The 24,772-nt window shown below is 56.4% G+C and carries 21 protein-coding genes and 6 pseudogenes; 8 read left to right on the forward strand and 19 right to left on the reverse strand.

Going from position 1 to position 24,772, the window contains the following annotated elements; translation table 11 throughout:
- Positions 1-29: 29 nt before the first annotated feature.
- From OM794_RS21245 to OM794_RS21265, 5 genes are all read right to left on the reverse strand, one after another.
- Entirely contained in the window at positions 30-1,532 is a 1,503-nt protein-coding gene (locus OM794_RS21245) for a tripartite tricarboxylate transporter permease (RefSeq protein WP_226246480.1), read from the reverse strand.
- Positions 1,533-1,586: 54 nt separating this feature from the next.
- Entirely contained in the window at positions 1,587-2,069 is a 483-nt protein-coding gene (locus OM794_RS21250; protein WP_226246479.1) for a tripartite tricarboxylate transporter TctB family protein, read from the reverse strand.
- Positions 2,070-2,187: 118 nt separating this feature from the next.
- Positions 2,188-3,186, reverse strand: a complete 999-nt coding sequence (locus tag OM794_RS21255) for a Bug family tripartite tricarboxylate transporter substrate binding protein (protein ID WP_226246478.1) — start codon at positions 3,184-3,186, stop codon at positions 2,188-2,190.
- Positions 3,187-3,364: 178 nt separating this feature from the next.
- Positions 3,365-4,108, reverse strand: coding sequence for a response regulator (locus OM794_RS21260; protein ID WP_226246477.1), 744 nt, complete (start codon positions 4,106-4,108; stop codon positions 3,365-3,367).
- A gap of 56 nt (positions 4,109-4,164) precedes the next feature.
- Complete coding sequence (locus OM794_RS21265; RefSeq protein ID WP_226246476.1) at positions 4,165-5,838, reverse strand: sensor histidine kinase; 1,674 nt, start codon at positions 5,836-5,838, stop codon at positions 4,165-4,167.
- 100 nt (positions 5,839-5,938) lie between these two features.
- On the opposite strand from OM794_RS21265, the gene OM794_RS21270 reads away from it, so the two are divergent.
- Positions 5,939-6,709 (forward strand): YdiY family protein, encoded by a 771-nt coding sequence (locus OM794_RS21270; RefSeq protein WP_226246475.1) that lies wholly within the window; start codon positions 5,939-5,941, stop codon positions 6,707-6,709.
- 13 nt (positions 6,710-6,722) lie between these two features.
- Here the strand turns inward: OM794_RS21270 and OM794_RS21275 are convergent, their stop codons facing one another.
- The 3 genes from OM794_RS21275 to OM794_RS21285 all read right to left on the reverse strand — a co-directional run bounded on the left by OM794_RS21275 (position 6,723) and on the right by OM794_RS21285 (position 9,400).
- Complete coding sequence (locus tag OM794_RS21275) at positions 6,723-7,493, reverse strand: ABC transporter permease (RefSeq protein ID WP_226246474.1); 771 nt, start codon at positions 7,491-7,493, stop codon at positions 6,723-6,725.
- Between the two features lie 159 nt (positions 7,494-7,652).
- A complete protein-coding gene (locus tag OM794_RS21280; protein ID WP_265154029.1) occupies positions 7,653-8,315 on the reverse strand; it encodes an ABC transporter ATP-binding protein in 663 nt (220 codons plus the stop codon).
- Between the two features lie 2 nt (positions 8,316-8,317).
- On the reverse strand, positions 8,318-9,400 hold the full coding sequence (locus OM794_RS21285) for an ABC transporter substrate-binding protein (protein ID WP_226246472.1): 1,083 nt from the start codon (positions 9,398-9,400) through the stop codon (positions 8,318-8,320).
- Positions 9,401-9,746: 346 nt separating this feature from the next.
- On the opposite strand from OM794_RS21285, the pseudogene OM794_RS21290 reads away from it, so the two are divergent.
- The 3 pseudogenes from OM794_RS21290 to OM794_RS21300 form a co-directional block, all read left to right on the forward strand.
- Positions 9,747-10,113, forward strand: a pseudogene (locus OM794_RS21290) (BCCT family transporter); the annotation flags it as partial.
- 13 nt (positions 10,114-10,126) lie between these two features.
- Positions 10,127-10,461 (forward strand): annotated as a pseudogene (locus OM794_RS21295) (PDDEXK nuclease domain-containing protein); the annotation flags it as partial.
- A gap of 53 nt (positions 10,462-10,514) precedes the next feature.
- Positions 10,515-10,715: pseudogene (locus OM794_RS21300) on the forward strand (DUF3363 domain-containing protein); the annotation flags it as partial.
- On the opposite strand, the gene OM794_RS21305 reads toward OM794_RS21300, so the two are convergent.
- From OM794_RS21305 to OM794_RS21320, 4 genes are all read right to left on the reverse strand, one after another.
- Positions 10,704-11,105, reverse strand: a complete 402-nt coding sequence (locus tag OM794_RS21305) for a hypothetical protein (RefSeq protein ID WP_226246471.1) — start codon at positions 11,103-11,105, stop codon at positions 10,704-10,706. The pseudogene OM794_RS21300 and the gene OM794_RS21305 overlap by 12 nt on opposite strands.
- Entirely contained in the window at positions 11,092-11,547 is a 456-nt protein-coding gene (locus tag OM794_RS21310) for a hypothetical protein (RefSeq protein ID WP_226246470.1), read from the reverse strand. Before OM794_RS21310 ends, OM794_RS21305 begins: the two co-directional genes overlap by 14 nt.
- A gap of 73 nt (positions 11,548-11,620) precedes the next feature.
- The gene (locus tag OM794_RS21315) at positions 11,621-13,933 is read right to left on the reverse strand and encodes a TonB-dependent siderophore receptor (RefSeq protein ID WP_226246469.1); all 2,313 of its coding nucleotides are present in this window, start codon (positions 13,931-13,933) and stop codon (positions 11,621-11,623) included.
- Positions 13,934-14,254: 321 nt separating this feature from the next.
- Positions 14,255-15,094, reverse strand: a complete 840-nt coding sequence (locus tag OM794_RS21320) for an AraC family transcriptional regulator (RefSeq protein ID WP_226246468.1) — start codon at positions 15,092-15,094, stop codon at positions 14,255-14,257.
- 302 nt (positions 15,095-15,396) lie between these two features.
- Here OM794_RS21320 and OM794_RS23285 point away from each other — a divergent pair.
- The 3 pseudogenes from OM794_RS23285 to OM794_RS21330 form a co-directional block, all read left to right on the forward strand.
- Positions 15,397-15,486, forward strand: a pseudogene (locus OM794_RS23285) (LysR family transcriptional regulator); the annotation flags it as partial.
- Positions 15,478-15,791: pseudogene (locus OM794_RS21325) on the forward strand (hypothetical protein); the annotation flags it as partial. The pseudogenes OM794_RS23285 and OM794_RS21325, both read left to right, overlap by 9 nt.
- Before the next feature lie 15 nt (positions 15,792-15,806).
- Positions 15,807-16,437: pseudogene (locus OM794_RS21330) on the forward strand (BCCT family transporter); the annotation flags it as partial.
- Between the two features lie 24 nt (positions 16,438-16,461).
- On the opposite strand, the gene OM794_RS21335 reads toward OM794_RS21330, so the two are convergent.
- Positions 16,462-17,283, reverse strand: coding sequence for a flagellin (locus OM794_RS21335; RefSeq protein WP_226246467.1), 822 nt, complete (start codon positions 17,281-17,283; stop codon positions 16,462-16,464).
- 79 nt (positions 17,284-17,362) lie between these two features.
- Positions 17,363-17,806: a 2-amino-4-hydroxy-6-hydroxymethyldihydropteridine diphosphokinase gene (gene folK / locus OM794_RS21340; RefSeq protein WP_226246466.1), complete on the reverse strand. Its 444-nt coding sequence runs from the start codon at positions 17,804-17,806 to the stop codon at positions 17,363-17,365.
- Positions 17,807-17,972: 166 nt separating this feature from the next.
- Here folK and OM794_RS21345 point away from each other — a divergent pair, with 166 nt between their 5' ends.
- The gene (locus OM794_RS21345; RefSeq protein WP_226246465.1) at positions 17,973-18,719 is read left to right on the forward strand and encodes an SDR family oxidoreductase; all 747 of its coding nucleotides are present in this window, start codon (positions 17,973-17,975) and stop codon (positions 18,717-18,719) included.
- Positions 18,720-18,781: 62 nt separating this feature from the next.
- On the opposite strand, the gene ybiO is transcribed toward OM794_RS21345, so the two are convergent.
- The 5 genes from ybiO to OM794_RS21370 all read right to left on the reverse strand — a co-directional run bounded on the left by ybiO (position 18,782) and on the right by OM794_RS21370 (position 24,640).
- The gene (ybiO, locus tag OM794_RS21350) at positions 18,782-21,181 is read right to left on the reverse strand and encodes a mechanosensitive channel protein (protein ID WP_226246464.1); all 2,400 of its coding nucleotides are present in this window, start codon (positions 21,179-21,181) and stop codon (positions 18,782-18,784) included.
- Between the two features lie 157 nt (positions 21,182-21,338).
- Positions 21,339-21,770 (reverse strand): YqaA family protein, encoded by a 432-nt coding sequence (locus OM794_RS21355; protein WP_226246463.1) that lies wholly within the window; start codon positions 21,768-21,770, stop codon positions 21,339-21,341.
- A gap of 17 nt (positions 21,771-21,787) precedes the next feature.
- Positions 21,788-22,609, reverse strand: a complete 822-nt coding sequence (locus OM794_RS21360; protein ID WP_226246462.1) for an IclR family transcriptional regulator C-terminal domain-containing protein — start codon at positions 22,607-22,609, stop codon at positions 21,788-21,790.
- 172 nt (positions 22,610-22,781) lie between these two features.
- On the reverse strand, positions 22,782-23,603 hold the full coding sequence (locus OM794_RS21365; protein WP_226246461.1) for an enoyl-CoA hydratase: 822 nt from the start codon (positions 23,601-23,603) through the stop codon (positions 22,782-22,784).
- 86 nt (positions 23,604-23,689) lie between these two features.
- On the reverse strand, positions 23,690-24,640 hold the full coding sequence (locus tag OM794_RS21370; protein ID WP_226246460.1) for a rhodanese-related sulfurtransferase: 951 nt from the start codon (positions 24,638-24,640) through the stop codon (positions 23,690-23,692).
- Between the last annotated feature and the right edge of the window lie 132 nt (positions 24,641-24,772).

Below are 24,772 nucleotides of genomic sequence, written 5' to 3' on the forward strand. Positions count from 1 at the left end.
CCTCGCTATTCACCCTTCACATGGCAGTGTTAAACCGCTACATCGGGTGGAATTTTCTTACGCCGTTTCTTGAGTAGCGGCAGGCCAAGCGACAGCACGGCCACTACCAGCAGACCAAGCGAGATAGGCTTGTCGATGAAGGTCATCCAGTCACCACCGGAGATCTGTAGCGCGCGGCGCATGGACTCTTCCATAATATTGCCCAGAATCAGCGCCAGAATCAGCGGCGCCGCCGGGAAACCAAATAGCCGCATGCCCAGGCCCACCAGACCAAAACCCAATAGCAGCAGCAGGTCAAACACGCTGAAGCTCATGCCGTAGACACCGATCATGCAGAAGATCAAAATCAGCGACAGCAGTAGCGGCTTGGGCAGATCAAGAATCTTGGCGATCAGCGGGATCAGCGGCAGGTTAAGCACCAGCAGGAAGATATTGCCGATATACATACTGGCCACCACGCCCCAGAACACGTCCGGACGCTCTGTAAGCATCATTGGGCCAGGATTGACCCCCATCACCAGCAGTGCGCCCAGCAGTACTGCGGTAGTCCCCGAACCCGGTACACCCAGCGTTAGCAGCGGCACGAATGAGCCGGTACAGGCAGCGTTGTTGGCGGCTTCTGGCGCCGCCACACCTTTGATATTGCCCTGCCCAAAGGTGTCGCCATCTTTGGCAATGCGTTTTTCCATGCTGTAACCCAGGAACGAGCCGATGGTCGCGCCAGCACCCGGCAGAACGCCGGTAAAGAAGCCCAACACTGAACTGCGACCAACCGGGCCAGCGATCTCTTTGACTTCACCACGGGACAGTTTCAGCGAGCCAATCACATTACGCGGCGCCTCTTTGCCACCACCGCCGCGCAACAGCATATAGAACACCTCGGCGAGGGCAAAAATCCCCAGCGCCACCACCAGGAAGTCGATACCGTCGAGGAGCTGAACGGAGCCGAAGGTAAAGCGCTCGGTACCGGTCTGCATATCAATACCCACGATCGAGATAATCACCCCGACCACGGCAGCTATCAGCCCCTTGATCAGCGATTTATCCGACAGCGAGACTACCGCAGTCAGGCCCAGCACCATCAGCGCAAAATACTCTGCGGGGCCAAAGCTAACGGCGACTTTTGAAAGCAGCGGGGCGACCAGCATCAGGAAGATAACCGAGACCGTACCACCCACAAACGAGGAGTAAGCGGCAATCGCCAGCGCTTTACCCGCCAGGCCTTTCTTGGCCATGGGATAGCCATCAAAGGACGTTGCGACGGTACCGGCCACGCCGGGAGCATTGAGCAGGATCGACGACGTGGAGCCACCAAAGATGGCGCCGTAGTAAACCCCTGCCATCAGGATCAACCCCGACGAGGGCTCCATGGCAAAGGTGATAGGAATCATTAGGGCAAGTGCACTGATCGGGCCAAGACCCGGCAGCATGCCAATAATAGTGCCAGCAAATACACCGGCAAACACGTAGGCAATATTGATAGGCTCAAGCGCGATGCCAAAGCCGTACATCAGATTATTTAAGGCATCCATGGGAATTACTCTCTTAAACTCTGTTAGCTGAAAGACCTGCTAACACGGCTTTATTTAGAAAGGCAGCACGCCAGTGGGTAGGTAAACATCCATCACCCGCGTCATGGTCAGGTAAAGCGCCAGCACTACCCCTAACGATGTAGCGAGGTTGACCCCATGGCGGCGATAGCCGTAGTAGGCCGTCAATCCAACGCAGAGCAGCGTAGAAGCAAGTACAAAACCCAGCGGCACCAGCAATAATGCGTAGGCGGCAATCGCCAGCGAGGTCACGATGACCCGCGCCCAGGGCGTCAGTAGCAGCGGCCCGTTCTGCGCCTCTTCGTCGACTTCATCGGCACCGGCTATCGGGGTAGGTTTCTCAAAAAATAGAAACACCGACAGGATCAGTAACGAGAAGCCTAATACTTTAGGAAATAGGTCTGAATCGACCGGGCGCGGCAGAGGAAAGGTGGGGATTTGCCACGCCATCGCGATATAGCCAGCAGCCAATACCGCAAACACCAGTGCTAACCACTGATTGGTATTTAAACGAGTCATAGGGATCTCTCCGAAGGAGCCAACACGCCTCCAGCGGTTAACGTTAACTCATCGTTTTAACGTTAACTGCGGAAGACCCCAGCCGCGCTTGGGCGACTGGGTGGTACAGGAGTGGGAATTACTGGCGCAGCAGGCCAAGCTCGCCCAGCACGTCGCTGAACTGCTCTTGCTGCTGATCCAGGAAGGCACCAAACTCTTCGCTGTTTTGGTAGGCATCAATCCAGCCCAGTTGGTCGCTCGCTTCGCGCCAGGCATCGGTTTCCAGCATTTCGGCGAACAGATCTTCGTAGTAGGCCACTGCTTCTTCAGGCATATCGGGAGCGCCCATCACGCCGCGCCAGATATCGAAGGTGTAGTCGAAGCCCTGCTCCTTATAGGTAGGCACTTCGCTCAAGCCAGCGCCCAAGCGCTCTTCTGAAGAGACACCCAGCGCGCGCAGTTGACTGCCTTCACCCAACTGGCCCACCGCTTCACCGGCACCGCCGACCACGGCTTCAATGTGGCCGCCCATCAGGTTGGTCATGGCGTCGCCACCACCCGAGAAGGGGATGTAGTTAACATCCGAGGCTTCCATTCCGGCCGCAGAGGCAAGGCCTGCAATGGCGATATGATCCATGGAGCCCGGCGCACTGCCGCCGCCCACACTCAAGCTGGGATCTTCTTTCAGCGCATTGAGCAGGTCTTCAAGGTTCTGATACTCGGAGTCCGCTGCCACCAGAATGATGGAGTAGTCGGTGTTAATCCGCGCGACCGGGGTAAAGTCGGTGTGGTCGTAACGTGAGGCGCCTGCCAGCGGCACCAGAATCATCGGCGGGCTGGTAGCAAACAGCTTGTGCGGGTTGCCATTATCACGGGCGACCTGGGCCCAGGCTACGGCGCCGCCACCGCCAGGTACGTTGATCGCGGCGAAGCTTTCATCGGCCAGCTCTTCTTGCTGAATCACCCGCGACATGGTGCGAACAAGGGTATCCCAACCGCCGCCCGGGTTAGCCGGTGCAACGAATTCGATGGAGCGTTCAGGTGTCCACTCTTGCGCCTGTGCGGCGGTGCTCATGCCTGCAAAGGCAGCAATAGGAAGAGCAAATACAGATAAACGCTTGAGGGTAAGCGACGTCATGATGGCGTTCTCCACGTATCGGTGTTGTTGTGTGATGAGGTTGCTATGTAGCGCTTCTTATTGTGAGACTGCACGCCGCGAACGTTAGAAGACCATGCCCCTGACCGACAAGCTTGTGCTCATAAAAGACAAAAAGTTCTTTATGGGCATTTTGTTCATTCTGTTCACGCTGACTTAATTAGAGTGATTCAAGCCACTTGTGTGCCGTTTCTAACAAGCGATAGCGACGTTCAGGCCGCCCTACATCACCATAGCCCAGCTCAGCGCTGACTGCCTGCTCGGCAACTAAAAACTCTAAATAGCGGCGGGCGGTTGAGCGGCTGGCGCCCATGGTGCGCGCCATCTGCATGGCGGTGAGAGAGTCGGGGGCGTCGGCCAGGGCATCAATCACCCGGCGCAGCGTCAGCCGATCAATGCCTTTGGGCAGGGCTTGAGACAAAGTTTGGCTGTTAGCACGCAACGGCTCGCCGGGCTTCAGGCGCGCCAATACGGAATCCAATTCATCCTGATTCATCTCGGCCCGGTTGGCCAAGGCTTCACGCTCGAGGCGAAAGCGGGTCAGCATTTGGGTCATCCGCGCGGCTTCAATGGGTTTGATAAGGTAGTCGAATACCCCGCCGCGCAGCGCCTCGCTAATGGTTTCCACTTCACGGGCAGCGGTAACCATGACGATATCCACATGCACGTAGTCGCGGCGAATCGCCCATAGCAGCTCCAAGCCTTCAACGTCGGGCAGATAGGCATCGAGCAAAATCAAATGGATGCTGGCGGACTGCTCCGCCATGATCGCCTTGGCTTCACTACCGTTACGCGCCATACCCACTACATAAAAGCCATCGCTCTGCTCAATAAAGGCCCTGTGGATATCGGCAATGCGAAAATCGTCTTCAACGACCAGAATGCCGTACTCTCCATCAGCCATTGCCTTCCCCCTAGCCGTCGTGGTCACTGTTTTTGAGACTGTTTTAAAGACCGTTTTTAAAGCTGCTTTTGGCACAGCGAGCGGTCGAGCACTGCGATAAAGCACGCGCCGCCCAGCTCGCTCTCTTCCAGAGTCACAGCACCGCCGTGCTGGCGACACAGCCTGGCCACCAGCGCCAGGCCAATGCCCTGGTGTTTGCCCGTTTTGGTCGAAAAGCCTTCCTGGAAAATCGACTCGGCGAACTGGGCAGGTACTCCGGGCCCGTTGTCCTCCACTTCGATCAACAGCTGCTCGCCCAAGTCGGTGAAAAACAGGCGTACTTTAGGCGCTTTACTCGGCCCATTCAGCGCAGCGTGGCAGGCGTTGTCCAGCAAGTTACCCACTACGCTCATCATCACTTCTTGACCGGTCGGGGTCAGCGGGCAGGAGAGCGAGCTTTGCTCATCGATTTCCAACGCCACGCCCAGTTCCCGCGCCCGGGTCAGTTTACCCAGTAGCGTACCGCTAAGCACGGCGTCGGCCACGTTGCGCATTAAAAAGCTCATCTGCGCCTGGGCACGCTCGGTTTCCTGGTGGATCAGCGCCAAGGCTTCCTCAATGCGCTCCAGCTGCAGCAACCCAGAGATGGTGTAGAGCTTATTGGAAAACTCATGGGCCTGGGCGCGCAGCATATCCACGTCACGGCTGGCTTGGGTCAGCGCCTGGGAGAGATCCACGATCTCGCGACGGCTGCGGAAAGTGGCCACCGCCCCCTCGATCTCGCCTTCGTGCAGAATCGGCACGCGGTTAACCACTACCGGGTGATTGCCCAGCCACATCTCCTGATCAAACTCCTGTTCGCCGCGCCGGAGCACCTCAAGAAGCCGCGAATTAGGCACAATCTCTCGGATGGGCTGCCCCAGCAGCACATGCTCATCGTCCAGGTTGAGAAAGCGCCGCGCCTGCTGATTGACCAGGGTAATATGCCCTTCCCGGTTGACGGCCAGGATGCCTTCGTGGATCGACTGTAAAATGGCCTCTTTCTCCATGGCCAAGCGGGCTATTTCGTAGGGCTCCAGGCCTAAAATGACCTTTTTGAGGTGCTGCGATAACCAATAAGCACCGGCAAAGCCGAGACAGATCATCAACGCCACCAGCATCCAGCCAAAGCTGTTATAGCGCGCGACGTCCATGGCCACACGATCCATCATAAAACCGACGGACACCAGGCCGATGATATTGCCCTCTTCGTCCCAAATGGGCGCTTTGCCACGAATAGCGGTGCCCAATGACCCGGTTGCCTCGGATACATAGTATTGGCCATGAATCAGCGCCTGATCATTATCGCCCCCCACCATTGGCTGACCAATTCGCTCCGGCAGAGGATGGGAGTAGCGAATACTTTGCGCGTTGCCCACGACGACATAGCGCGCCCCCGTTTCATGGCGAACGCGCTCCGCCAGGGGCTGAATAATGAAAGAGGGGTCGGGGATCGCAAAGGCATTGATAATTTGCGGCATCGAGGCCACCGTTTTGGCCACCGCCAGCGCTCGCTCCCCCATCTGCTGGCTTATAATTTCCGCCTTACGGTGATTGAGATACGTGCCCTGTGCCAGTAGCATGCCTGCCAGCAGAAACCCGACTAACAGCATTACCTGAAGGCGAAAACTGCGTTTGTACCAGCTGCGTCTTGCGCGGGTGCGTCGCCAGCGCTGCAGGTCGGCTAACGTTCGGGGGCGAGAAGCGCTCATAGGTAGACTCAAAATGCGTGACCGCGCCATTATGGCACGCGCTAGCCAACGGCGTAATCGCCGTCACCCTAAAGTCATCGTTCGCTGATATAATGGCCTAATGCCGAAACCAAGGAGGGATATTGTGGCGATCGTTCGATGGATACTCCTGCTGGCCTGCTGGCCCCTGTGGTTAACCGCGGCGTATGCCAATCCGTTTTATGGCCCTCCCCCTCCGCCTGATGATGCGCCTGTGTTTAGCGGCGATGCTGAACTGGGTTTTACCCACCTTTCAGGCAACACCAACAGCCAGACGCTGATTGGTAAAACGCTACTAACCTGGCTGACCGGCAACTTCACCTACTCGCTGCGTGGAGAGGTGCGTAACGTTACCAAGGATGACGAGACCAGTGCCGAGCAGTACCTGGTGTCGGGGCGCGAACGCTATGAACTGGATGGCCCGCACTATCTATTTGGCTTTGCCCGCTGGGAGAAGGATCGCTTTGCCGGTTACGATCAGCAGCTCTCCGCAATTGGCGGCTACGGGCGCCAGATTCTGGAGAACGACACCCATACGCTGTCGCTGGAAGCGGGCCCGGGTTATCGTCATGACCGGCTGCGTGAGTACGATGATGAACGCTTAATGGTGACTTACACCGCGCTGGACTATCGCTGGGGGTTTTCGGACTACGCCGATATACAGCAGGAAATGTCGGTGGAGTATACCGACCAAAACACCACCTCTCGGTCGCTGACAGCGCTTACAGCACGGCTCAACTCAAAGCTATCGCTGCGCTTATCTCACGAAATCAAGCACAACTCACAGCCACCTGACGACACCAATGTGCGCACCGATACGACCACCAGCGCGTCTTTGCTCTACCGTTGGTAAGCCCCATACTGGCTTAGCGATTCTGCCCCCGGTGCGCCCACCCGGTCATCCGTTTCTCCAGTTGAGCAAACAGTTCGTACATCACCATGGCCATGGCGCTGATCACCAGCAGCCCCGCAAAGACCAGCCCCATACGCATTTGCGAACCGGCACTCATCATCAGGTAGCCAATACCCTGATTGGAAGCGACGGTTTCTGACACCACCGTGCCCACGAACGCCAGAGTAATGGCAACCTTCAGTGAAGCAAAAAAATACGGTAGCGAGCGCGGCAGGCCTACTTTCAGCAGCACATCCATGCGCCGTGCGCCCAAGACCCGCAGCACGTCTTCCATCTCCGGCTCCAGCGTGGCTAAACCGGTCGCCACGTTAACCACAATGGGGAAAAAGCAGATCAAAAAAGCGGTGAGAATGGCCGGCACCGAACCGATCCCAAACCAGACGACCAGGATGGGCACAAAAGCCACTTTGGGGATGGCATTAAAGCCCACCAGCAGCGGGTAGCAGGCGTTATACAGAAAGCGCGAAGAGCCGATAATAAAGCCCAACACCAGCCCTACGGCAACGCCCAGGCCAAAGCCAATCAGCGTTGTCCAGAAGGTTTGCCAGGAGTGCATGGCGATAGGCCCGGAATAGGTCACCAACGCCTGAGCTGTCTCCAAGGCACTGGGGAAGATAAAGCTGGGCACATCAAACATCCGCACCGTGACTTCCCAGATAATGATCAGAGCGACCACGGCGATCCACGGCGCCAATCGTTCAATTAACGGATTATTTTTGGGCATGAGCGCGCCTTTTATTAAGCTCTGTGATTAAGTTCGGCCATTAAGTACTGCGTACTTCGCCAATCTGAGCACGTAGTTCCTGCACCAGATCAATAAAGGGTTTTTCATAGGTGGTTTCCAGCGCACGGGGGCGCGCCATTTCGATGGAACGCCGCTCAATCACCGGCCGGGGCGACGGCTCATGATATAGACCGTATCCGCCAGAAACGCCGCTTCGCGCAGGTCGTGGGTCACCAGCACTACCGTAAAGCGCTGTGCTTCCCACAGGTCGCGCAGCACGCACCACAACTCTTCGCGGGTAAAGGCGTCCAGCGCCCCGAACGGCTCATCCAGCATTAGTAAGCGCGGCTGGTGAATCAACGCCCGGCAGATAGAGGCGCGCTGCTGCATGCCGCCGGAAAGCTGCCAGGGGTATTGGTCTTCGTAGCCTTCAAGCCCCACGGTCTTGAGCAACTTGCGCGCCCAGCCGACAAACTCTTCACGCCGTTTACGAAACTGATGGCGGTAAGGTTTGACGATCTCCAGCGGCAGCAGGACGTTATCCAACGTAGTGCGCCAGGGCAGCAGGTTGGCGTTCTGAAACGCCATACCGGAGATTTTCAGTGGCCCGGTCACCGGCTCTCCATCCACACGTACGGCACCGGTGGTGGGCGCATGCAGACCGGTGCAGAGCTTCATAAAGGTCGATTTACCGCAGCCGGACGGCCCTACGAAAGCGACGAACTCGCCTTCGTGGATACTTAGGTTGATATCTTCAATGGCGTTGCCCGATCCATCGTAGGCCAGGCTAACGTCATCGAAGGTGACGAAGACTGCCGACATGCTTATTCACCCTCTGCCGAAAACAGCCTGCGCGCTTCCTGAGTAGGTAAGTAGCTTGAGTTAAACACCTGATCTGGCGAAGGCACAGAGGGCAAGTCATAGGCGTCGGCGACCAGTTGAATGGCCTGCTCCAAGCGCGCTTCATCTACGCCGCCTACGCCATGCTCACGGGCATCGGGGGTTTCCACCACGCTATCCAGGGCCAGTTTCAAGCGCCGGGTCTCCATCTCCACATCGATCAGACCGTCACGGCTCTTAACATACTCAATAGCGGCCTCGGGGTCGGCAATGGTGTCGCCCAGGGCGCGATTGAAGGCGCGCAGGAAGCCCTCCACGGCGTCTGGATTGGATTCGGCGAAGGATTCGCTAGCGATAATGGCATTGCCGTATAGCGGCACGCCGTAATCGGGGAACGGCATTATGGTCAGTTCCTCTTCACTCATGCCGCGCTCTTCAAGGTTGAGCAGGCTGGTAAAGTAGAAGCCGGTGATCGCATCCACATCGCCACGGGTTAGCAGCGTTTCACGCAGGGTGGGGTCTACGTTTTGCCACTCCACTGCGTCGGCTTCCAAGTCATTAGCGGCGGCAAACACGCCCCAGGCGCGATAACCGGTATCAAAGGCTGGGGCAGCGATGGTTTTACCGGCTAAGTCAGCCGGGCTCTCTATACCGCTCTCTTTACGCGCAAAAACCGCCGCGGGGGTGCCGTCGTAAACAATATAAACGCCTTGGATACCGGGGCCATCGGGGTTTTCAGCGAGAAACTCGACTAGCGCATTAAGATCGCCAAAGCCCATTTCATAGGCCCCGGATGCCACGCGGTTAATTGCCCCTGCAGAACCACTGCCAGAGTCAATCTGAACGTCTAGCCCTTCTTCGGCAAAGTAGCCCTTCTCAGCGGCCATTAAAAACGGTGCGGAGGGGCCTTCAAAGCGCCAGTCCAGCTGAAAGCGAATCTGGGTGTCGTCGGCATGGCTAATAGCCGGGATTAAAACCAGCGCTGCCGCGCAGCCAGTCAACAGGCGCGCAGGAGAAAAACCGGGCGTTGAAGTAGAAAAACGGCGTTTCGGAGTGGGCGTCATCATCGTGAGCATACCTTGTATACAAAATATGCTTTAGCGTTGCAGCAATGCTGCCATTATTACTTTTTTATTTAATTTTCATTCTGTTAGGTGGAAATATAAGTGCCACTTTCCGCCGTCACATAGCCAAAACGGTGCATTTGCACTCAGACAATGCACCAAGTTAAAACATATTAGACGTTGGTCTAAATTGGCGGTATACTATGACCAGTTTCCTGTCCTCGCGCCATTCCTTGAATGGCGCTTTTTTTTATCTGTTATTTGGCACATTAATCAGCACTTCGCCGCTTAACAAAAGGCGTTGATAGGCTGCTGTTTTAGCCAGCCCTGCCCCTACAAGGTATTCAACATGAATCACCCCGCCTCTACCGGCGAAGCCCCTGACACTGACAGTTCTGAGCGGCTTTCACTCGGCGATTCTATTGTTTTGATCTTGAGCATCGGCTTTATCGTCACGTTTTTTGTCGCTATCACTTTACGACGTGACGTTAGTCGCTGAGTCCATCAGCAAAGGCTTCGCTTGGACAGCGTTAGCCTTGGGTAGCTACTTCTAATTGCTTCTGCTGCTCACTTTCTTTATTGCGATGGGATTGACGGTCACATCTGCCGCAAAAGCCAAAATCGGCAATTTAAATGCACCAGAAATGAGCACGTTTAAGTGGCTGTCGATTATTTTATGTACGTTACTTGCAGGTGGTGGGGTATTTTTTGTTTCACGATGACTCCAGGGCCTTGGTCATGCGCGTCCCATACATCCTCAACTTCCTGGGCCTGCGGGGGACTTGGCAGGAAGGCGACCTCGAAGCCGCGATCATCCGCGAAATGGAATCTTTCCTGCTGGAGCTGGGCGCGGGCTTTTCCTCCTTGCCCGGCAGAAGCGCGTCCAGATCGACGACGAGGATTTCCACCTTGACCTGCTGTTCTACAACCGCCATCTACGCCGACTGGTGGCGGTGGAATTGAAGATCGGCGAGTTCAAGGCGGCCTACAAGGGGCCGATGGGGCTTTACTTGCGCTGGCTGGACAAGCACGAACGCGAGCCGGAAGAAGCCTCGCCGCTGGGGACGTCGCGGCCAACGTCCGCCGGCTGGAAGCCCTGCGCCGGATCGGCATCGTGGAGCGCGTGGCCGGCGTCTACCGGCGCAGCGTCATGCTCGCCAGTGGTCGTTACGCAATGCTTGATGACGCTATAGGGTTCTCGCTGGTGCCGTGGAAGCCGGTAATCGAACAGCGTTTAGGTCAGCGGCTCGCCGCGACGGTGCACGGCGACAGAGTTTCATGGGAGACCGGACGCCAGCGTGGGCCATCAGTGGGATGACTTTCCCTCCTTTGGGAGCAATTCTCTAGCCATTTCTATTGCCTCCTCACGTGAAGCAGCAAGAAGTAGAGGGTAGCCCCAGAACTTGGCGAAAAGGACTGCGAATGCCTTGTAGCTCATGCGTTTGGCCTGGTTCGGTTCGATCTGAATCATTGCCAGAACCAGCTTTCGCAATTCAACCTTGTGCTTTTTCATCCAGAGCGCGAGGTGTTTCTTCTCTTCCGGCGAGTGCTCGTGTTCTTCTGCAGGTGGGGTATCGCTCAAGATGACGAAGGGCTCCCCGCGCTGCAAATTGGCCTCGAACTCGTCGAAGTCCTGCTGGTGATCATGTCCAGGTTCTTGCGTGATATTCATCCAGACCAGGGGGAAGTCAGAGCTATCCATCGACATGGTTGTTTCCTTTGCCGTTGATGCGACGCCAGGTGGTCACAATAGCGAACACGCCGGGCAATGTAATGAAGAAGACTGCTGAGAAGGCAATGTGCCAACCGTCGCGCAACCCATCGAAGACTCCCCCGAGGGTATTCAGAACCACAAGCAGGCTACCGAGGATCAGCACAATCCGCTGAGTCATGCGGGTTCCGTTCAGAGCTAGAAGCACCGTGATGATCCAGCAACCATAGAACGCGGAAAACATCCACAGCACTCCAGGCTCAAACGTAATTGCCAGTATTTCTCCTTGCGCTCTCACGAAGTCGTTGACGTAAAAGAACAACTGGATGGTGACGAAAAGTACGGCACCAACGGCTGTCGTCACCCAGGATAAGGCGGCCTTATTTGGGGTGTTCGTGGTGAGCTCTTGTTCGGTGTACAGGGGGGGATGAGTGGGCATAAGATCTTTCTCGATAATCAATGGTTATAGGGTAGGGGATTTCCAACTGTTGCAGCGTTCGCCTGAAAGCAAATCAATACCTGTAGTTCAGCGTCACCATCACATTGCGTGGTGAGCCATAACCCACGGTGTCGAAATCGCCCTTCTGTAGCGCGTATTGCTTGTCAAAAACGTTGTTGATGTTGATGGCTACGTTGGTCTGCCCCGTGATGGAGTAACGTCCCATCAGTGATACCAGCGCATAGGAATCCTGTTCCCCGCCCAACGAACTGGTGCCAGTGTTGGGCGCTTGGTAGAAGCTGCTTTGCCATTTGACGCCTCCGCCTAGCGTCAACTTGCTCCAATCCCCTGGCAACTGGTAGGTGGTGAAAAGCTGAGCGGTGGTGCGCGGTAGTTGTGAATTCAAGCGGACACCATCGCTATCTTGCGCCGTAAAATGAGCGATACCTGCGTAGATGTTCCAGCCACGCGCCAGTTCGCCCTGCAAGTCCAGCTCAATCCCGCGCGACTTCGTTCCATCCGCGCCTTGATAAGCTTGGGCACCGCTTGGCGTATAGGTTCCCGCTACTATCTGTGCCGCGTTGTCCAGCTTGGTCTCGAACAAGGCCACCGACGCATTAAGACGCCCATCCATGTAAGCGCCTTTGAGGCCAATTTCCGTGGTTTTCCCCTTCGACGGGGTGAGCACGTTGCCGCTACTGTCGCGATAGTCGGTTTGCGGATTGAATATCCCTGTGTAGCTCACGTAGGCCGAATAGGTCTTGTTGATGTCGTAAATCAAGCCGGCATACGGAGTGAACTCACTGCTCTTCTTGTAATGCAACGACGAATCACCGGTGGCATCGTCGATCTCGTAGTTGCTGAAGCGGCCGCCGACAATGAGTTTCAGTGGCTCGGCCAGCGAGAAGCGGGCTGCGTTGTAGACACCGCTCTGCTTGGTTCGGGTGCGGGTCGGTATCCGCGCCATGGCATCGAAGTCAGGGCGGGGAAAGGCAGGGCTCAGCTCATAGACATTCACTGGCGCAATGCCCGCATAGAACGGCGCGATATCCTCCTGGTTAGCCGTGCGGCGCGAGCTCGTCGCGCCCACCACCAGGTCATGCTGGCGACCGAACAGCTCGAAGGGGCCGCTCGCCATCACGTCGAAGGTGTTCTGACGGCTGTGACCTTCGGACGCCAGCGCTACCGGATAAGCACCGGAGGGATAAAAGCCTAGTCCTGTGGCGCGGTCGGGGCGGCCAATCAGTCCGAGCAGCTCGGCATCGAAATCGGTGCGGTAATGGTTAGCGACAGCCCGGATGTTCCACCCGTTGTCAAAGCGATGTTCGATATCGGCAAACGCCGTCTTGAGGGTATTATCCCAGTGGCTCCAGTCCTGCGCATAATTCTTGGAGCGTGAATATTCCGCCTGGGTGCCGTCGCTGAACCAAAGTGGCAGTCCTCCCCAGGTGGCGCCCTTCGGTGTGATGTTCTGATAGTCATAGCCAAGGCTCACCATCGTATCCGGCGTTAGATCCGCCTCAATGATGCCGTAGAATGACTTTCTCTCCGGTTTGTAGCCGTCGAGATACGAATGCCCATCTTGGTATGTGCCGACGAGGCGCGCGCGGATGCGATCGTCCTCGGTCAACGGCGTCGAGATGTCGCCTATGCCGCGATAGGTGTTCCAACTCCCAGCACCAAGTGAAGCGGCAACTGAGAAGTCACGAGTCGGTCGCTTGCGCACCAAATTGATGGCGGCCGACGGGTTGCCGGTGCCGGTCAGCAAGCCGGATCCGCCACGCACGACTTCAACACGATCATAGAATGCGGTGTCGATAGAACCGATGCCGCTCCCATTGACGATGTTGCCGATGTCGGTGGGGATGCCGTCGTACTGAACGTTGTTGATCAGGAAACCGCGCGAATAGAAACTAGTTCGTTCGCTGTCAGACTGGTACGACGCAACGCCCGTGGTGTTATCCAGCACGTCTTGCACCGAATTCAACTGCTGATCATCCATGCGTTGGCGTGTGATCACCGTCACCGCCTGGGGTGTTTCCTGCAGGGACAGCGGCAGGTGCGTTGCTGCCGCTGTCTCGCCCGTCGTATAGGAGCCAGTACCTTCGGTGGTCGCCGTATCCATGCGGCCCGTTACGGTTATGGCAGGCAAAGCAATCTCCCCTTGAGATATTCCCCCTGCCCTGGGTTGGATCTGCGCTGACTCGGCGGCGAATACGCCCTGCACGCTTATGAGACATGCCGCCGCAACTGCCGAGCCAAGCACGGTGCGGGGTGCGCTCCTCATAGTGTCCTTGCAGTGCCTGCCCAAACGAGAACGGACGGAGCGCTCGTTCGGCATATTTTTTGGCCAACGGTACTTCCCAGTGGTTGTGATGGTGGTCATAAACAATACTCATTTGCACTTAGATGCCACATTAAACACTGGGGATAAGTCTGTCACATAGCGAAACCAGGCCAGATTGTTATTCATTTAGGCCAGGAGCGGTGTTTTTAGCAGAATGGCCGTAATGAAAAATATACTAGTTTAGTTTTGCAATGATGCATTTGGTCAGCGTCGTTACGCTACGCTCTCGACGAGGAGTCAATCTTCACCATTACCACGACCTGTGCGAAATGTCGGAAACATCGCTAGGAAGGAAAGCTGACGATGGATATCGACCGGCGCTCACGAGCTAAGATACCCTGACCCAATCAGGGGGGAGATTTAATCGGGAAGCGTGATGCCGGGAACGGAGGCGAGCTCCGCGCCGCTCATGCGATCAGAGAGGTATCGTGCCGGAGGCTTGCCCACCGCTTTGCGGAACATCGTTACGAACCCGCTCGCGTTTTCGTACCCCAGCTCCAATGCCACCGTTTGCACGCTTTCCCCCTTGGTCAGACGTTGAAGGGCAAGGATCACATGCAACTGCCGACGCCAGCGTCCGAAGCTCATGCCAATGTCGTGCAGCAGAAGACGGCTCATGCTTCTCTCGCTCATGCCAATGCGAATAGCCCAGTCGGCTTTCGAGGTTTTGTTTGTGGGATCGGCCAACATCATTTCTGCCAGGTGGCGCAATCGCGAGTCGCGCGGCATGGGCAGATGCAGGTCTTCCACTGGCGCTGCAACCAGCTCATCAAGCAATGTGGCAATTAAGCGGTCTTCCCGACCTCCCAGAGGGTACAACTCAGGAAAACCGGCCGCCCGGAGTAGCAATTCGCGCAGTAATGGCGATACAGAAATCGTGCAACAGGTTTTTGGAAGATCCGGTGTGGCGTCTGGCTCAACAAATAGGCAATAGCATTCCGTTTCACCCGCACCTCGCGCCGCATGTGGCAAATCTCCCGGTATCCATATGGCACACTGCGGCGGCACGATCCAGACGCCGTCTTCAATTTCGCAGTTGAGGATGCCTCGTACGGAGTAGATCAGCTGCGCCTTGCGATGCTGATGTCTCGCGTTCTCCCAGTCCTTTCCTACCGATGTGGCACTCAAGGCAACAACGGGGCGCGACACGCTATCGACGTCCCTTGGCACAGTTAGATCGGTGATTGCGACGCTCGACATGTTGTTTCGTAGAACCACGGATGGCAAATTAAGCGTTGGCCTAAACGAGAAATATTATGGCCATCTTGCTCAGTGGCGTCCAGTGTTTGCAAAGCTAAGGTGCGATTGACGGGCTGCAGGGGATGACTTCGTGCCCCCAAGCGAGCCAGCACGCCTCGGCGTCCTTGGCTGGGATGCGCTACACACCGGCGTGGCGTGGCTGGTTTCCACACGGTTGTCGGTGCCACCCAGAGCAATGAGGACGGCGGATCAACTGGGGAGGGCGTGCAATGGAACTGCGACATCTTCGCTGATTTCTCGCCGTGGCTGAAGAACTGTACTTTGCCCGCGTAGCCATGCGATTGCACATCGAGCAGTCGCGGCTTTCGCAGCAAATCAAAGGGCTGCACGACGTAGGCTTCGCACAGTCCGATGAGGTTGGTGACAGCATCGTGATCGCCGGCGCATGGAGTGCAACGTAATGGACAGCGGCAACCCACGGACATCAACTACGCCTTGGCTCGCCCTGGTTCGACTTCTTTGGCACGCCGGTCTATTACCCCTGGCGAATGTTCGAGTGGTGGTTCTTCTTCGACGCCTATGCGCCGCATATCTTCCACATAGATGATGTGATCGCGGGCGGCAGCGACCTTCTGGCCGTGGTGGTCGCCATCGCCATGTCGGTATGGCGCTCGCACAGTCGCGCCTCGTCACGACCTAAGGCTCGGCGCGCTGCGCTGATACCGCCGACAACAGGCCCTTTTTTGCCGCCGGGGAGCCGGTTTACCACTTCATCGTCACGCCGCCCGCCTTTGAGAGCGAAGCAGGCACGGAGGAAGCCGTTTCCAACGCCTTGGCACAGTCGTTTATGCACTGGGGATTTATTGGCTGGGCGGTATTGGGATCGCTAACCGCTATCGTGCTGGCCCATTCGCACTATGTGAAAGGCCAGCCGTTACAGCCACGCACCCTGCTCTATCCACTAGTGGGAGAGCAGCTAATGCGTGGCCCTCTGGGTGGCATCATTGATGCCTGCTGTGTCATCGCCGTCGTGGCCGGCACAGTGGGCTCGATTGGTTTTTTAGCGACTCAGGTCAGTTTTGGCCTGCATGAAGTGTTCGGCCTTCCCAACAGCTACGGGGGCGGGCCACGACGATCCAAACCCTTATATTCGCGCCTTCTGGGGAATCGCCATGGCAGTTATGGCGGCGGTGCTGTTATATATGGGCGCTGGTCAAATTTCGGCCCTTCAACAATTTATTGTTATTACCGCGATTCCGGTGTCGTTGATTCTACTGCCGTCACTTTGGAATGGCCCGCAGGCGGCCTACGCCATGGCCCATGAACAGGGCATTATTGATTAAGAGAGCTGCGCTACAGTGCTTACCTTATAGCCCTTCCAGCAGCCGCAAAATCATCTGCGGCTGCTGGTTGGCCTGGGCCAGCATAGCGATGCCGGCCTGCTGCAGAATCTGCGCGCGCATAAGGTTGGAAACTTCCTTAGCGTAATCGGCATCCTGAATCCGCGACCGAGCATCGGAGGTATTAACAATGCTGTTATTGAGGCCGTCAATGACGCCTTCGAAGCGGTTCTGCACGGCCCCCAAATAACTGCGCTGACGATCTAACCGCTTAATCGCCTCATCCACTCTATCTATCGGTTTATCCGTCCCACTGACATCCTCAGTCACGTCCAAACCATCAAGACCCAACCCCGTTAAATTCATGGCGTCAAAGCGAACGGCAATGGTATCGCCAGCGTTAGCCCCCACTTGAATGTTCAGTGATTTAGTATCGTTAAACAGGCCAATGCCATTGAAGCTACTTTTCCCGGCGATACGGTCAATCTCTTCCAAGCGCTGGCCAATCTCGGTTTGAATAGCGTCAAGATCATTAGACGAATTGGTGCCGTTAGCCGCTTGTACACTCAGCTCGCGAATTCGCTGCAGGTTGTCGTTGATCTGATTGAGCGAACCTTCCGCCGTCTGCACCATGGAGATGCCATCATTGGTGTTGCGGATCGCCTGAGTCATTCCTTTGATTTGCGCCGTCATGCGGTTGGCAATCGCTTGGCCAGCGGCGTCATCCTTAGCGCTATTGATGCGCAGCCCAGAAGAGAGGCGCTGCATGGCGGTCTGCATGGATTGCTGACTGCCGCGCAGATTATTCTGCACGATAAGCGAGATCACATTGGTATTTAGGCTGAGCAACGCACGCCTCCGGGGGAAGTGAGCCAGCCCAACGGAATTGGCGGCTTCAAGGTTACTATCGGCCTAGAAGCAAAAATCATTAATACTTTTGAGATAAGAGAGTGCGGCCACTGCTCGCTAACACTTCATTGACAGGTTTTTTAACGTAATCGTGTCGATAGTAGCCCTCATCGACCACCTCCCCATCCCAGGCCACAATGTCTAGATCCATGGTGCGTGGGCCTGACTTGATCGCCCCCCGCACGCGGCCCAAGCGATCCTCCACCCCTTTGAGATAAGCCCGAAAGGCCTCACGCTCAAGCGGTGTGCTCACCAACAGCGCGGCATTGAGGAAATCGGGCTGATGCTGGTACCCCACCGGTCGGGTGCGAATCGTTTTGGAGCGGGCTAGCAGATTGCATTCGCGACTAATGATATCCAGCGCCTGAGCCACATAGTGGTCAGGATCGATATTTGAGCCTAGAGAGATCAAGCACTCGTGGAGCGGGATCGAGTGGGCGGAAGATAGCGTCGTTGGCAGCATAGCGACATCCTGTTAAACGTGACGTCTCGTAGAGCATCCTGGGAGTAGGACACTTCTACTCTTACTCCTAAGCTAGCGCTTCGTGCAAGCTGTGTATAAGTTATTGACAAACGTTTCACTCACGCAGAAAGTCTTCCCATACCAATAAAACAAAAGGGAACTCTCTATGTATCATCAAGCAGCTCTGGTAACAGGCGGCGCCACCCGCTTGGGTCGCTACTTCTCCGAAGCCCTGGCCGATGCGGGCTACGACATTGCTTTACACGTTAATCGCTCGCGAGAGGAGGCCGAAGAGGTCGCCAGGGGTATCCGTGCCAAAGGGCGGGAATGTGCCATATTCTCCTGCGATTTTTTAAACGACGATTTAAACGCCTTGATTCAGTCAGCCAAGCAGCGATTCCCTGGGCTTAACCTGCTGCTGAATAGCGCCTCTGCCTATGAATCAGCGCCGATTGCAATGACCGAGCTTGCGATGCTGGAAACCCAGTTCAGGGTCAATATGTTTACCCCTCTGCTGCTCACCCGCCACTTTGCCAAAGAGGTTAAAGAGGGCCAGGTGATCAATATCATCGATAACAAAGTGGCCTATCACCAATACCCTTACGCAGCGTATCTGCTTTCGAAAAAAAGCCTGGCGGAGATGACCCGTATGGCAGCATTGGAGTTCGCTCCGCGCATCCGCGTTAATGGCATCGCCCCTGGCGTAGTACTGCCTGCCTCCCAGCGTACCAGCGACTATATTAAGTGGCGTATTGAAGGCATTCCGCTGAGACGCCAGGGGGATCCGGATCATCTTGTACAAGCTTTGCACTATTTATTGGACAACCCCTTTGTGACGGGGCAGATCCTGTTTGTCGATGGCGGGGAGTCGATCAACCTGGAGGGGCGTCACTCGGAAAACTACTCTGCTTAACTGCTCCAAACGCAGCGGGGCCACCCGAAGGCGGCCCCGCTTAAGGCTAAGATGAACACCGTTTAGGTTTCATCAACATCATCGTGGTCGGGTTTCAGGTGATCAGGTTCGCTGGTTTGCTGCACACCTTGAGAGGTGTCGCTCGCCGCCGCCGGGGTAGTCACCGCTGAATCCTCCACCTTCTTCTCTTTAGCGGTCGACTCCAGCACCCGCACATGGGCAGGCGGTGGATTGCCGTTTTTATTATCGCCAAAGTAGAGCGTGGTATGGGGGAAGGGTATTTCGATACCCGCCTCATCGAAGCGCATTTTCACCAAGCGATTGTAGGCGCGGCCAACGGCCCACTGATCCCCCGGCGTGGTTTTAATCACCACACGGATATTCACCGAGCTGTCCGCCAGGGCCGTCACACCGGCCACGGTGAGATCCGCCAGTAGCTTAAAGCCATGCTCTTCACTGGCTTTGAGATCCTCAAAGGCCAGCTTAAGCTGCTCGATGGCTTCGTCGATGCTCTCGCTATAGCCAATGCCATATTCGCCCACATGGTTGCCGTACTCACGCATGTAGTTAGACACGGTATCCACGCTGGAGAACGGAACGATGTGGTAAGTGCCGGATAGGTCGCGAATCCCTACAGAGCGGATACTGAGCCGTTCGGCGGTACCTGTTATGCCACCTACCGTCACCACATCCCCGGTGTTCATGGCATTCTCTATCTGAATAAACACCCCGGTGATAACGTCCTGCACCAGTTTCTGGGCGCCAAAACCAATCGCCAGACCCAGTACACCGGCACCGGCAATCAGCGGGCCGATATTGATGCCAATTTCCGACAGCACGATCATGCCGGTAATGGTCACCATGGCGATTGCCAGGGCATTACGAAATAGGCTGAGCAGCGTTTTCGCCCGTGCCGACGGCTCTCCGTGGCCGGTTTCCGGGTTGAGCTTATGCTCAATAAGGCTCGCCAGACCCAGCCAAACGGCTAGCGCCACAATCAAAATCACCGCCACGCTGGTCAGGTTGCCAACCAGGTTGGCACCGCGTTCAGAGGCGTACCAGGCGGCGAGGTTAAAGGCGCCCCATGCATTCAGCACCATCATGATGACCACGATCAGAATAATCGTGCGCAGCACGCGAAGTGCATTGGGAACGTAGCTGTTCAAGCGCTTCTCAAGCAGCGGCAGTTTGCGCCGCAGGTCGTCGGACAGGGTAATCCGGCGGCCAATGGTTTGGGTAAGAAACGACGACACCAATAGCCCGACAACAATCGCAGCCAACGACTTTAGCGTGGCAAACATCACAAACGGCAATGCATCGCCAGGGCGCGTCAAGGTCAGAACAAACACCATCAAGAAGTACAGCAGCGCAAACAGATGCCAGGTACGGGCAAATAGCTGGAGCGAAACGCGGCTGGCGGTGAGCGTTGATTTTGCCGCCATCTCGTTCAGGTTATCACGCAGGCGGGTGCGGTTCTTAAGCACCACGACCACGGCGTAGATAAATGCCAGCACCATGATCAGTGTACCAACCGCTTGACCCAGCGAAGCCGCCACGTAGAAGTTAACCAGCGGTACCACCACCATCAGGCCATAACCGACCATACCGATCAGCCGCGCTAGCCAGCGGTTCCAGTAGGAGGCCTCCCGGGCAGAGATGGGCAGTAGCCGCAGCCCTTCGTAGCGCGAAGAGAACAGCATCCGCACCGCGGCTTTGAGCAGCTCAATAATCAAGAACGCATTCAAGAACAGTGAAGCACGGGTCGAGAGTTCTCCTGCCTCCCCAACAGCAAATGTCGCCACTAAATTACCGCCCACGTAGGCTAAGCCCACAAGCAGCACATCAATGACTGCCGCAATGGCTACGCAGATGACCAGACGTAGCACGGGGGTTAAATTATTGCCATTCAGCGACCAGCCGCTGAGTTTAGTAAACAGCGGCTTAGCCAACCGTCGCACGATGATGAATAGTGCAAAGGTGGCGATAATCACCATACCCAGATTAATCGCCGCACTGGTGAACGCGGCCATATCAAAGACACTGTCCGCCTCTTGCCCGGAAAACAGACCGCCGACAATGCCTACCACTTGTTCGAACTGGCCCCCCACATCGCTTACCACACGACTGGTGAGCTCAGCTAGCTGGCGCGGCAGCGAGACATCCTCCGGCGCTATTTCACTGCCTTGAGCAGCCGCTTCCGGGGAGAGTTCAGTAGCAACACCCTCGGGCAGTGCTGAGGCTTGATTGCGTAACATCTCAATCAACTCTTGTCGCGACTGCTCATCCTCTAGCAGGTTTGCCAGTGCCTCGTAGGACGTAGGTGCCGCTTCTTCAGAGGATGCTGCGCCATCGGCGCTGGCCGACTCACTTGGCGCGCTCTGCGCCATTGCTGGCGTGGCCATTAAGGCAATCATTGCCAATAGCCAGACACCTAGCCAGGGTAATAAACGAAGTGGCTTCACACCTAAACCTCCTTTTGGGTGAGTTTGTATTCAATCTAACGGCTGCTTAGTTTTACGCAAGCCAATAATAGGCAGCCTAAGTTGCTTACACTCTACACTGCCACCACCGCTTGTGAAAAAGTTGTACAGGGTAACATGACTTGATTAATAAGGCGTTTCACTGGCAAAGCGGTACCAGCCACTGCTGTGCCAGCAGTAACACCACCGCATAACGCGCACCTTTAGCGGCCACAATCCACGCTAGCGCCCGCCACCAGGGCAACCGAAAAACGCCTGCCAGTACAGTGAGGGGGTCACCAACAACCGGTGCCCAGGAAATCAGCAGGCTCAGCTCGCCAAAGCGGTGGTACCAGCCTTCCGCGCGCGCCAAGCTACGCGGCGATGCAGGAAACCAACGTCGGTTTTGAAACTGACGCGCATAGCGGCCCATCGCCACGTTGACCATGCTACCGAGCGTATTGCCCACCGTGGCCACCAACCACAGCGCCAGCGGCGGCTCGCCGAGACACCAGAGCCGCGCCAGCCACACTTCCGACCCACCAGGGAGCAGCGTGGCACTGGCCAGCGCGACAAAAAACAGACTTATCATTCGTTCAACGACCTAGGTTAACGCGGCACCTGCCCACCCAACTGCTGGGTAATTTCATCGGCCGTTTGGCGAACCAATGCTCCCAGGGTGAGTAAGCGAGCTTCCGGGATTCGCGCCACCGGGCCTGACACCGAGATGGCTGCCAACGGCGCGCCGTGCTCATCGAACACACAAGCGGCCACGCAGTGCAGGCCAACGGCATGCTCTTCCCGGTCGCAGGCAAAGCCCTGGGCGCGAATTTGCTCTGTTTCCACCTTCAGTGTGTCGGCTTGATAGAGTGTATTAGCGGTCACTCTTGCAAGTTCGTGACCATTCAGCAACTGAGTCCGTTCATCATCAGGCATCCATGCCAACAGTGCTTTACCTACCCCCGAGGCATGCAGCGGTGCACGGGAGCCTAAGCGGGTGATCATGCGCATCATCTGTGGTGATTCATGCTGCGCTAAAAATACCGCCGTGGTTTCATCGCGAATACCCAAGTTCGCGGTTTCACCGGTTTCAGTGGTTAAACGACGCAGAAAGGGGCGACTTGTAGCCACCACGTCGCGGGCTTCAAGAAAGCTATTGCCGATACGGAAGGTTTTAACATCGATTCGCCATAGCCCCTGCTCGTTCTCCTGGGTGACAAACCCCTGGCTCTGCAAGGCTTGTAGCAAGCGGTGGGTGGTAGAGGGTGCCAACTCGGCCATCTCTGCCACTTCTGAAAGGGCTAGCCCAAGTGGGCTTGCTGCGAGATGTTCCAGCAGCGTTAAGCCACGTACCAGCGACTGGCTATGGCCACCGCTAGCTTTGGCGGTACTCGCCGGACGACCGACCGTCCTGCGTTTGGCTTCACTCACCTGGCTTTCTCCTAAAAGACGCTCTCAAAAAACGCTCCCAAAAGCGCTCCTACTTACGCAAAGCGCCCTTCTCAGGGCGGCCACGAAAAACACAAAGGGCGTCAGGATAACGTGACAACAGGGCAATTGTCGCGTTTACGGAAACGAATTCCATTCATTCTGTGATGGCACGTCAGCGATGCCGCCAGCGCGGTGGCCGCTTGGCAATAAACGCATCGATCCCCTCACCCACATCCTCGGCCAGCATATTGCAGGCCATGGTTTCCCCGGCAAAGGCGTAGGCTTCGTCGAGCGGCATGGAGAGCTGGCGGGCAAACATGGTTTTTCCGGTGCGCACCGCAACGGCACTTTTCGCGCAGATACTGGCGGTCAGCTCGTCCGTGGCCACATCCAGCGCGTCGTCTTCTGCCACGCGATTAATCAGGCCCCACTCGGCAGCCTGCTCAGCGCCGATAAACTCCCCGGTCAGCAGCATCTCCATGGCGCGCTTAGACGCCACGTTTCGGGAGAGCGCTACCGCCGGGGTGGAGCAAAACAGCCCCACGTTGATCCCGGAAACAGCAAAGCGGGCGCTGCGCGCAGCGACGGCCAAGTCACAGCTCGCCACCAGTTGGCAGCCTGCGGCGGTGGCGGTGCCCTGCACTTTGGCAATCACCGGTACGGGCAGGTGCACAATCGCCTGCATCACGTCGCCACAGCGGGCAAACAGCGTTTGGTAGTAGGCTTTATCGGGGTTGGCGCGCATCTGCTTCAGGTCATGCCCAGCGCAGAAGGCTTTTCCTTCGGCGGCAATGACCACACAGCGTACGCTGCTATTGTCGGCAATATCGGCTAACGCGTCGTGAAGCGCTTCCAGCATGGCTTCCGAGAGGGCATTAAAGCGCTCTGGAGTGCTCATGGTCAGCGTGGTGACGCCTTGATGGTCATGGCGCTGCAGAACGGGAGCGGCTGAAGATGCCTGTTCAGAAGAGAATCCGTCAGAGGTGATGGGCATGGTGAACTCCTGGTTTTGAGTAACACTTTTGCCCATCAGTCTAGCCCACAAGGCTTGTGCGCGACGCTTGCCTACTGTGCCCTCGCTTATTTTTTCATTAGCCGGGTATCGCGGCCTAGGGGATGCGGCTCGCCGCGCTGTTTGGCTAGATCGATTTGGCGTTGGCGTTCGCGAGCGGCGGCGCGGGTCTTCTCCGGCAAAGAATCGATGCAGTGTGGGCAGCTAATCCCCGGCTCGTAAGCAGAAGACTGCATATCTTCGGCAGAGATCGGCATGCGGCAGGCGTGGCACTGCTCGAACTCGCCTTTGCTTAAGTCGTGGCGAACCGTCACCCGGTTGTCGAACACAAAACACTCACCGCGCCACAGCGACTGCTCTTCGGGGACTTTCTCCAGGTAGTTCAGCACGCCACCTTTCAGGTGATAGACCTCTTCAAAGCCCTCTTTAAGCATAAAGCTGGAGGCTTTTTCACAGCGGATGCCGCCGGTGCAAAACATGGCCACTTTCTTATGCTTTTCTGGGTCGTAGTGCTCGCGCACGTACTCGGGAAACTCGCGAAAAGTGGTGGTTTTAGGATCGATCGCCCGCTCAAAGCTGCCAATCGCCACTTCGTAATCATTGCGGGTATCGATCACCAGCACTTCAGGGTCGGCGATGATGTCGTTCCAGTTTTCCGGCTCGACATAAGTACCCACGGTATCGTTAGGGTCGATATCCGGCACGCCGAGGGTGACGATCTCTTTTTTGAGTTTGACCTTGGTGCGGTAGAAAGGCGTTTCGTCGCAATAGGACTCTTTATGGTCAATGTCCGTCAGGCGTGGGTCAGCGGTGAGCCATGTCAGCAGGGCGTCGATGCCTTCGCGGCTACCCGCCACCGTACCGTTAATGCCCTCTTTGGCGAGCAGCAAGGTACCTTTGACACCGTTATTCAGCATGGTTTGGCGCAGCGGCTCACGCAGCGCTTCGAAGTCGTTCAGGGTGACGAATTTATACAGCGCCGCGACCACAATGGGCGGGGTATCGTTAAACTCAGACATGCTCTTGCTCCAGGTAGTCGCCCTCGCAAAGGGCGGACCGGGTTAAATGAGGGCAGGATTTTACTTGAAAGTTAATCGAAAGTTTAGCGGTAGCGACCTTATTTAATACGTCGATTTATTCGACAGGAACGT

Source organism: Halomonas sp. BDJS001, from assembly GCF_026104355.1.
Taxonomy (GTDB): domain Bacteria; phylum Pseudomonadota; class Gammaproteobacteria; order Pseudomonadales; family Halomonadaceae; genus Vreelandella.

Excerpts from the sequence above, each read along its gene's own strand:
- OM794_RS21265 (WP_226246476.1), bottom strand. The coding sequence starts at position 5,838 with ATGAGCGCTTCTCGCCCCCGAACGTTAGCCGACCTGCAGCGCTGGCGA.
- OM794_RS21365 (WP_226246461.1), bottom strand. The coding sequence starts at position 23,603 with ATGCCCATCACCTCTGACGGATTCTCTTCTGAACAGGCATCTTCAGCC.
- OM794_RS21370 (WP_226246460.1), bottom strand. The coding sequence starts at position 24,640 with ATGTCTGAGTTTAACGATACCCCGCCCATTGTGGTCGCGGCGCTGTAT.
- OM794_RS21275 (WP_226246474.1), bottom strand. The coding sequence starts at position 7,493 with ATGCCCAAAAATAATCCGTTAATTGAACGATTGGCGCCGTGGATCGCC.
- OM794_RS21285 (WP_226246472.1), bottom strand. The coding sequence starts at position 9,400 with ATGATGACGCCCACTCCGAAACGCCGTTTTTCTACTTCAACGCCCGGT.
- folK (WP_226246466.1), bottom strand. The coding sequence starts at position 17,806 with ATGCTGCCAACGACGCTATCTTCCGCCCACTCGATCCCGCTCCACGAG.
- OM794_RS21250 (WP_226246479.1), bottom strand. The coding sequence starts at position 2,069 with ATGACTCGTTTAAATACCAATCAGTGGTTAGCACTGGTGTTTGCGGTA.
- OM794_RS21315 (WP_226246469.1), bottom strand. The coding sequence starts at position 13,933 with ATGACCACCATCACAACCACTGGGAAGTACCGTTGGCCAAAAAATATG.
- OM794_RS21310 (WP_226246470.1), bottom strand. The coding sequence starts at position 11,547 with ATGCCCACTCATCCCCCCCTGTACACCGAACAAGAGCTCACCACGAAC.
- OM794_RS21305 (WP_226246471.1), bottom strand. The coding sequence starts at position 11,105 with ATGTCGATGGATAGCTCTGACTTCCCCCTGGTCTGGATGAATATCACG.
- OM794_RS21270 (WP_226246475.1), top strand. The coding sequence starts at position 5,939 with ATGCCGAAACCAAGGAGGGATATTGTGGCGATCGTTCGATGGATACTC.
- OM794_RS21280 (WP_265154029.1), bottom strand. The coding sequence starts at position 8,315 with ATGTCGGCAGTCTTCGTCACCTTCGATGACGTTAGCCTGGCCTACGAT.
- OM794_RS21355 (WP_226246463.1), bottom strand. The coding sequence starts at position 21,770 with ATGATAAGTCTGTTTTTTGTCGCGCTGGCCAGTGCCACGCTGCTCCCT.
- OM794_RS21245 (WP_226246480.1), bottom strand. The coding sequence starts at position 1,532 with ATGGATGCCTTAAATAATCTGATGTACGGCTTTGGCATCGCGCTTGAG.
- OM794_RS21320 (WP_226246468.1), bottom strand. The coding sequence starts at position 15,094 with ATGTCGAGCGTCGCAATCACCGATCTAACTGTGCCAAGGGACGTCGAT.
- OM794_RS21255 (WP_226246478.1), bottom strand. The coding sequence starts at position 3,186 with ATGACGTCGCTTACCCTCAAGCGTTTATCTGTATTTGCTCTTCCTATT.
- OM794_RS21260 (WP_226246477.1), bottom strand. The coding sequence starts at position 4,108 with ATGGCTGATGGAGAGTACGGCATTCTGGTCGTTGAAGACGATTTTCGC.
- OM794_RS21345 (WP_226246465.1), top strand. The coding sequence starts at position 17,973 with ATGTATCATCAAGCAGCTCTGGTAACAGGCGGCGCCACCCGCTTGGGT.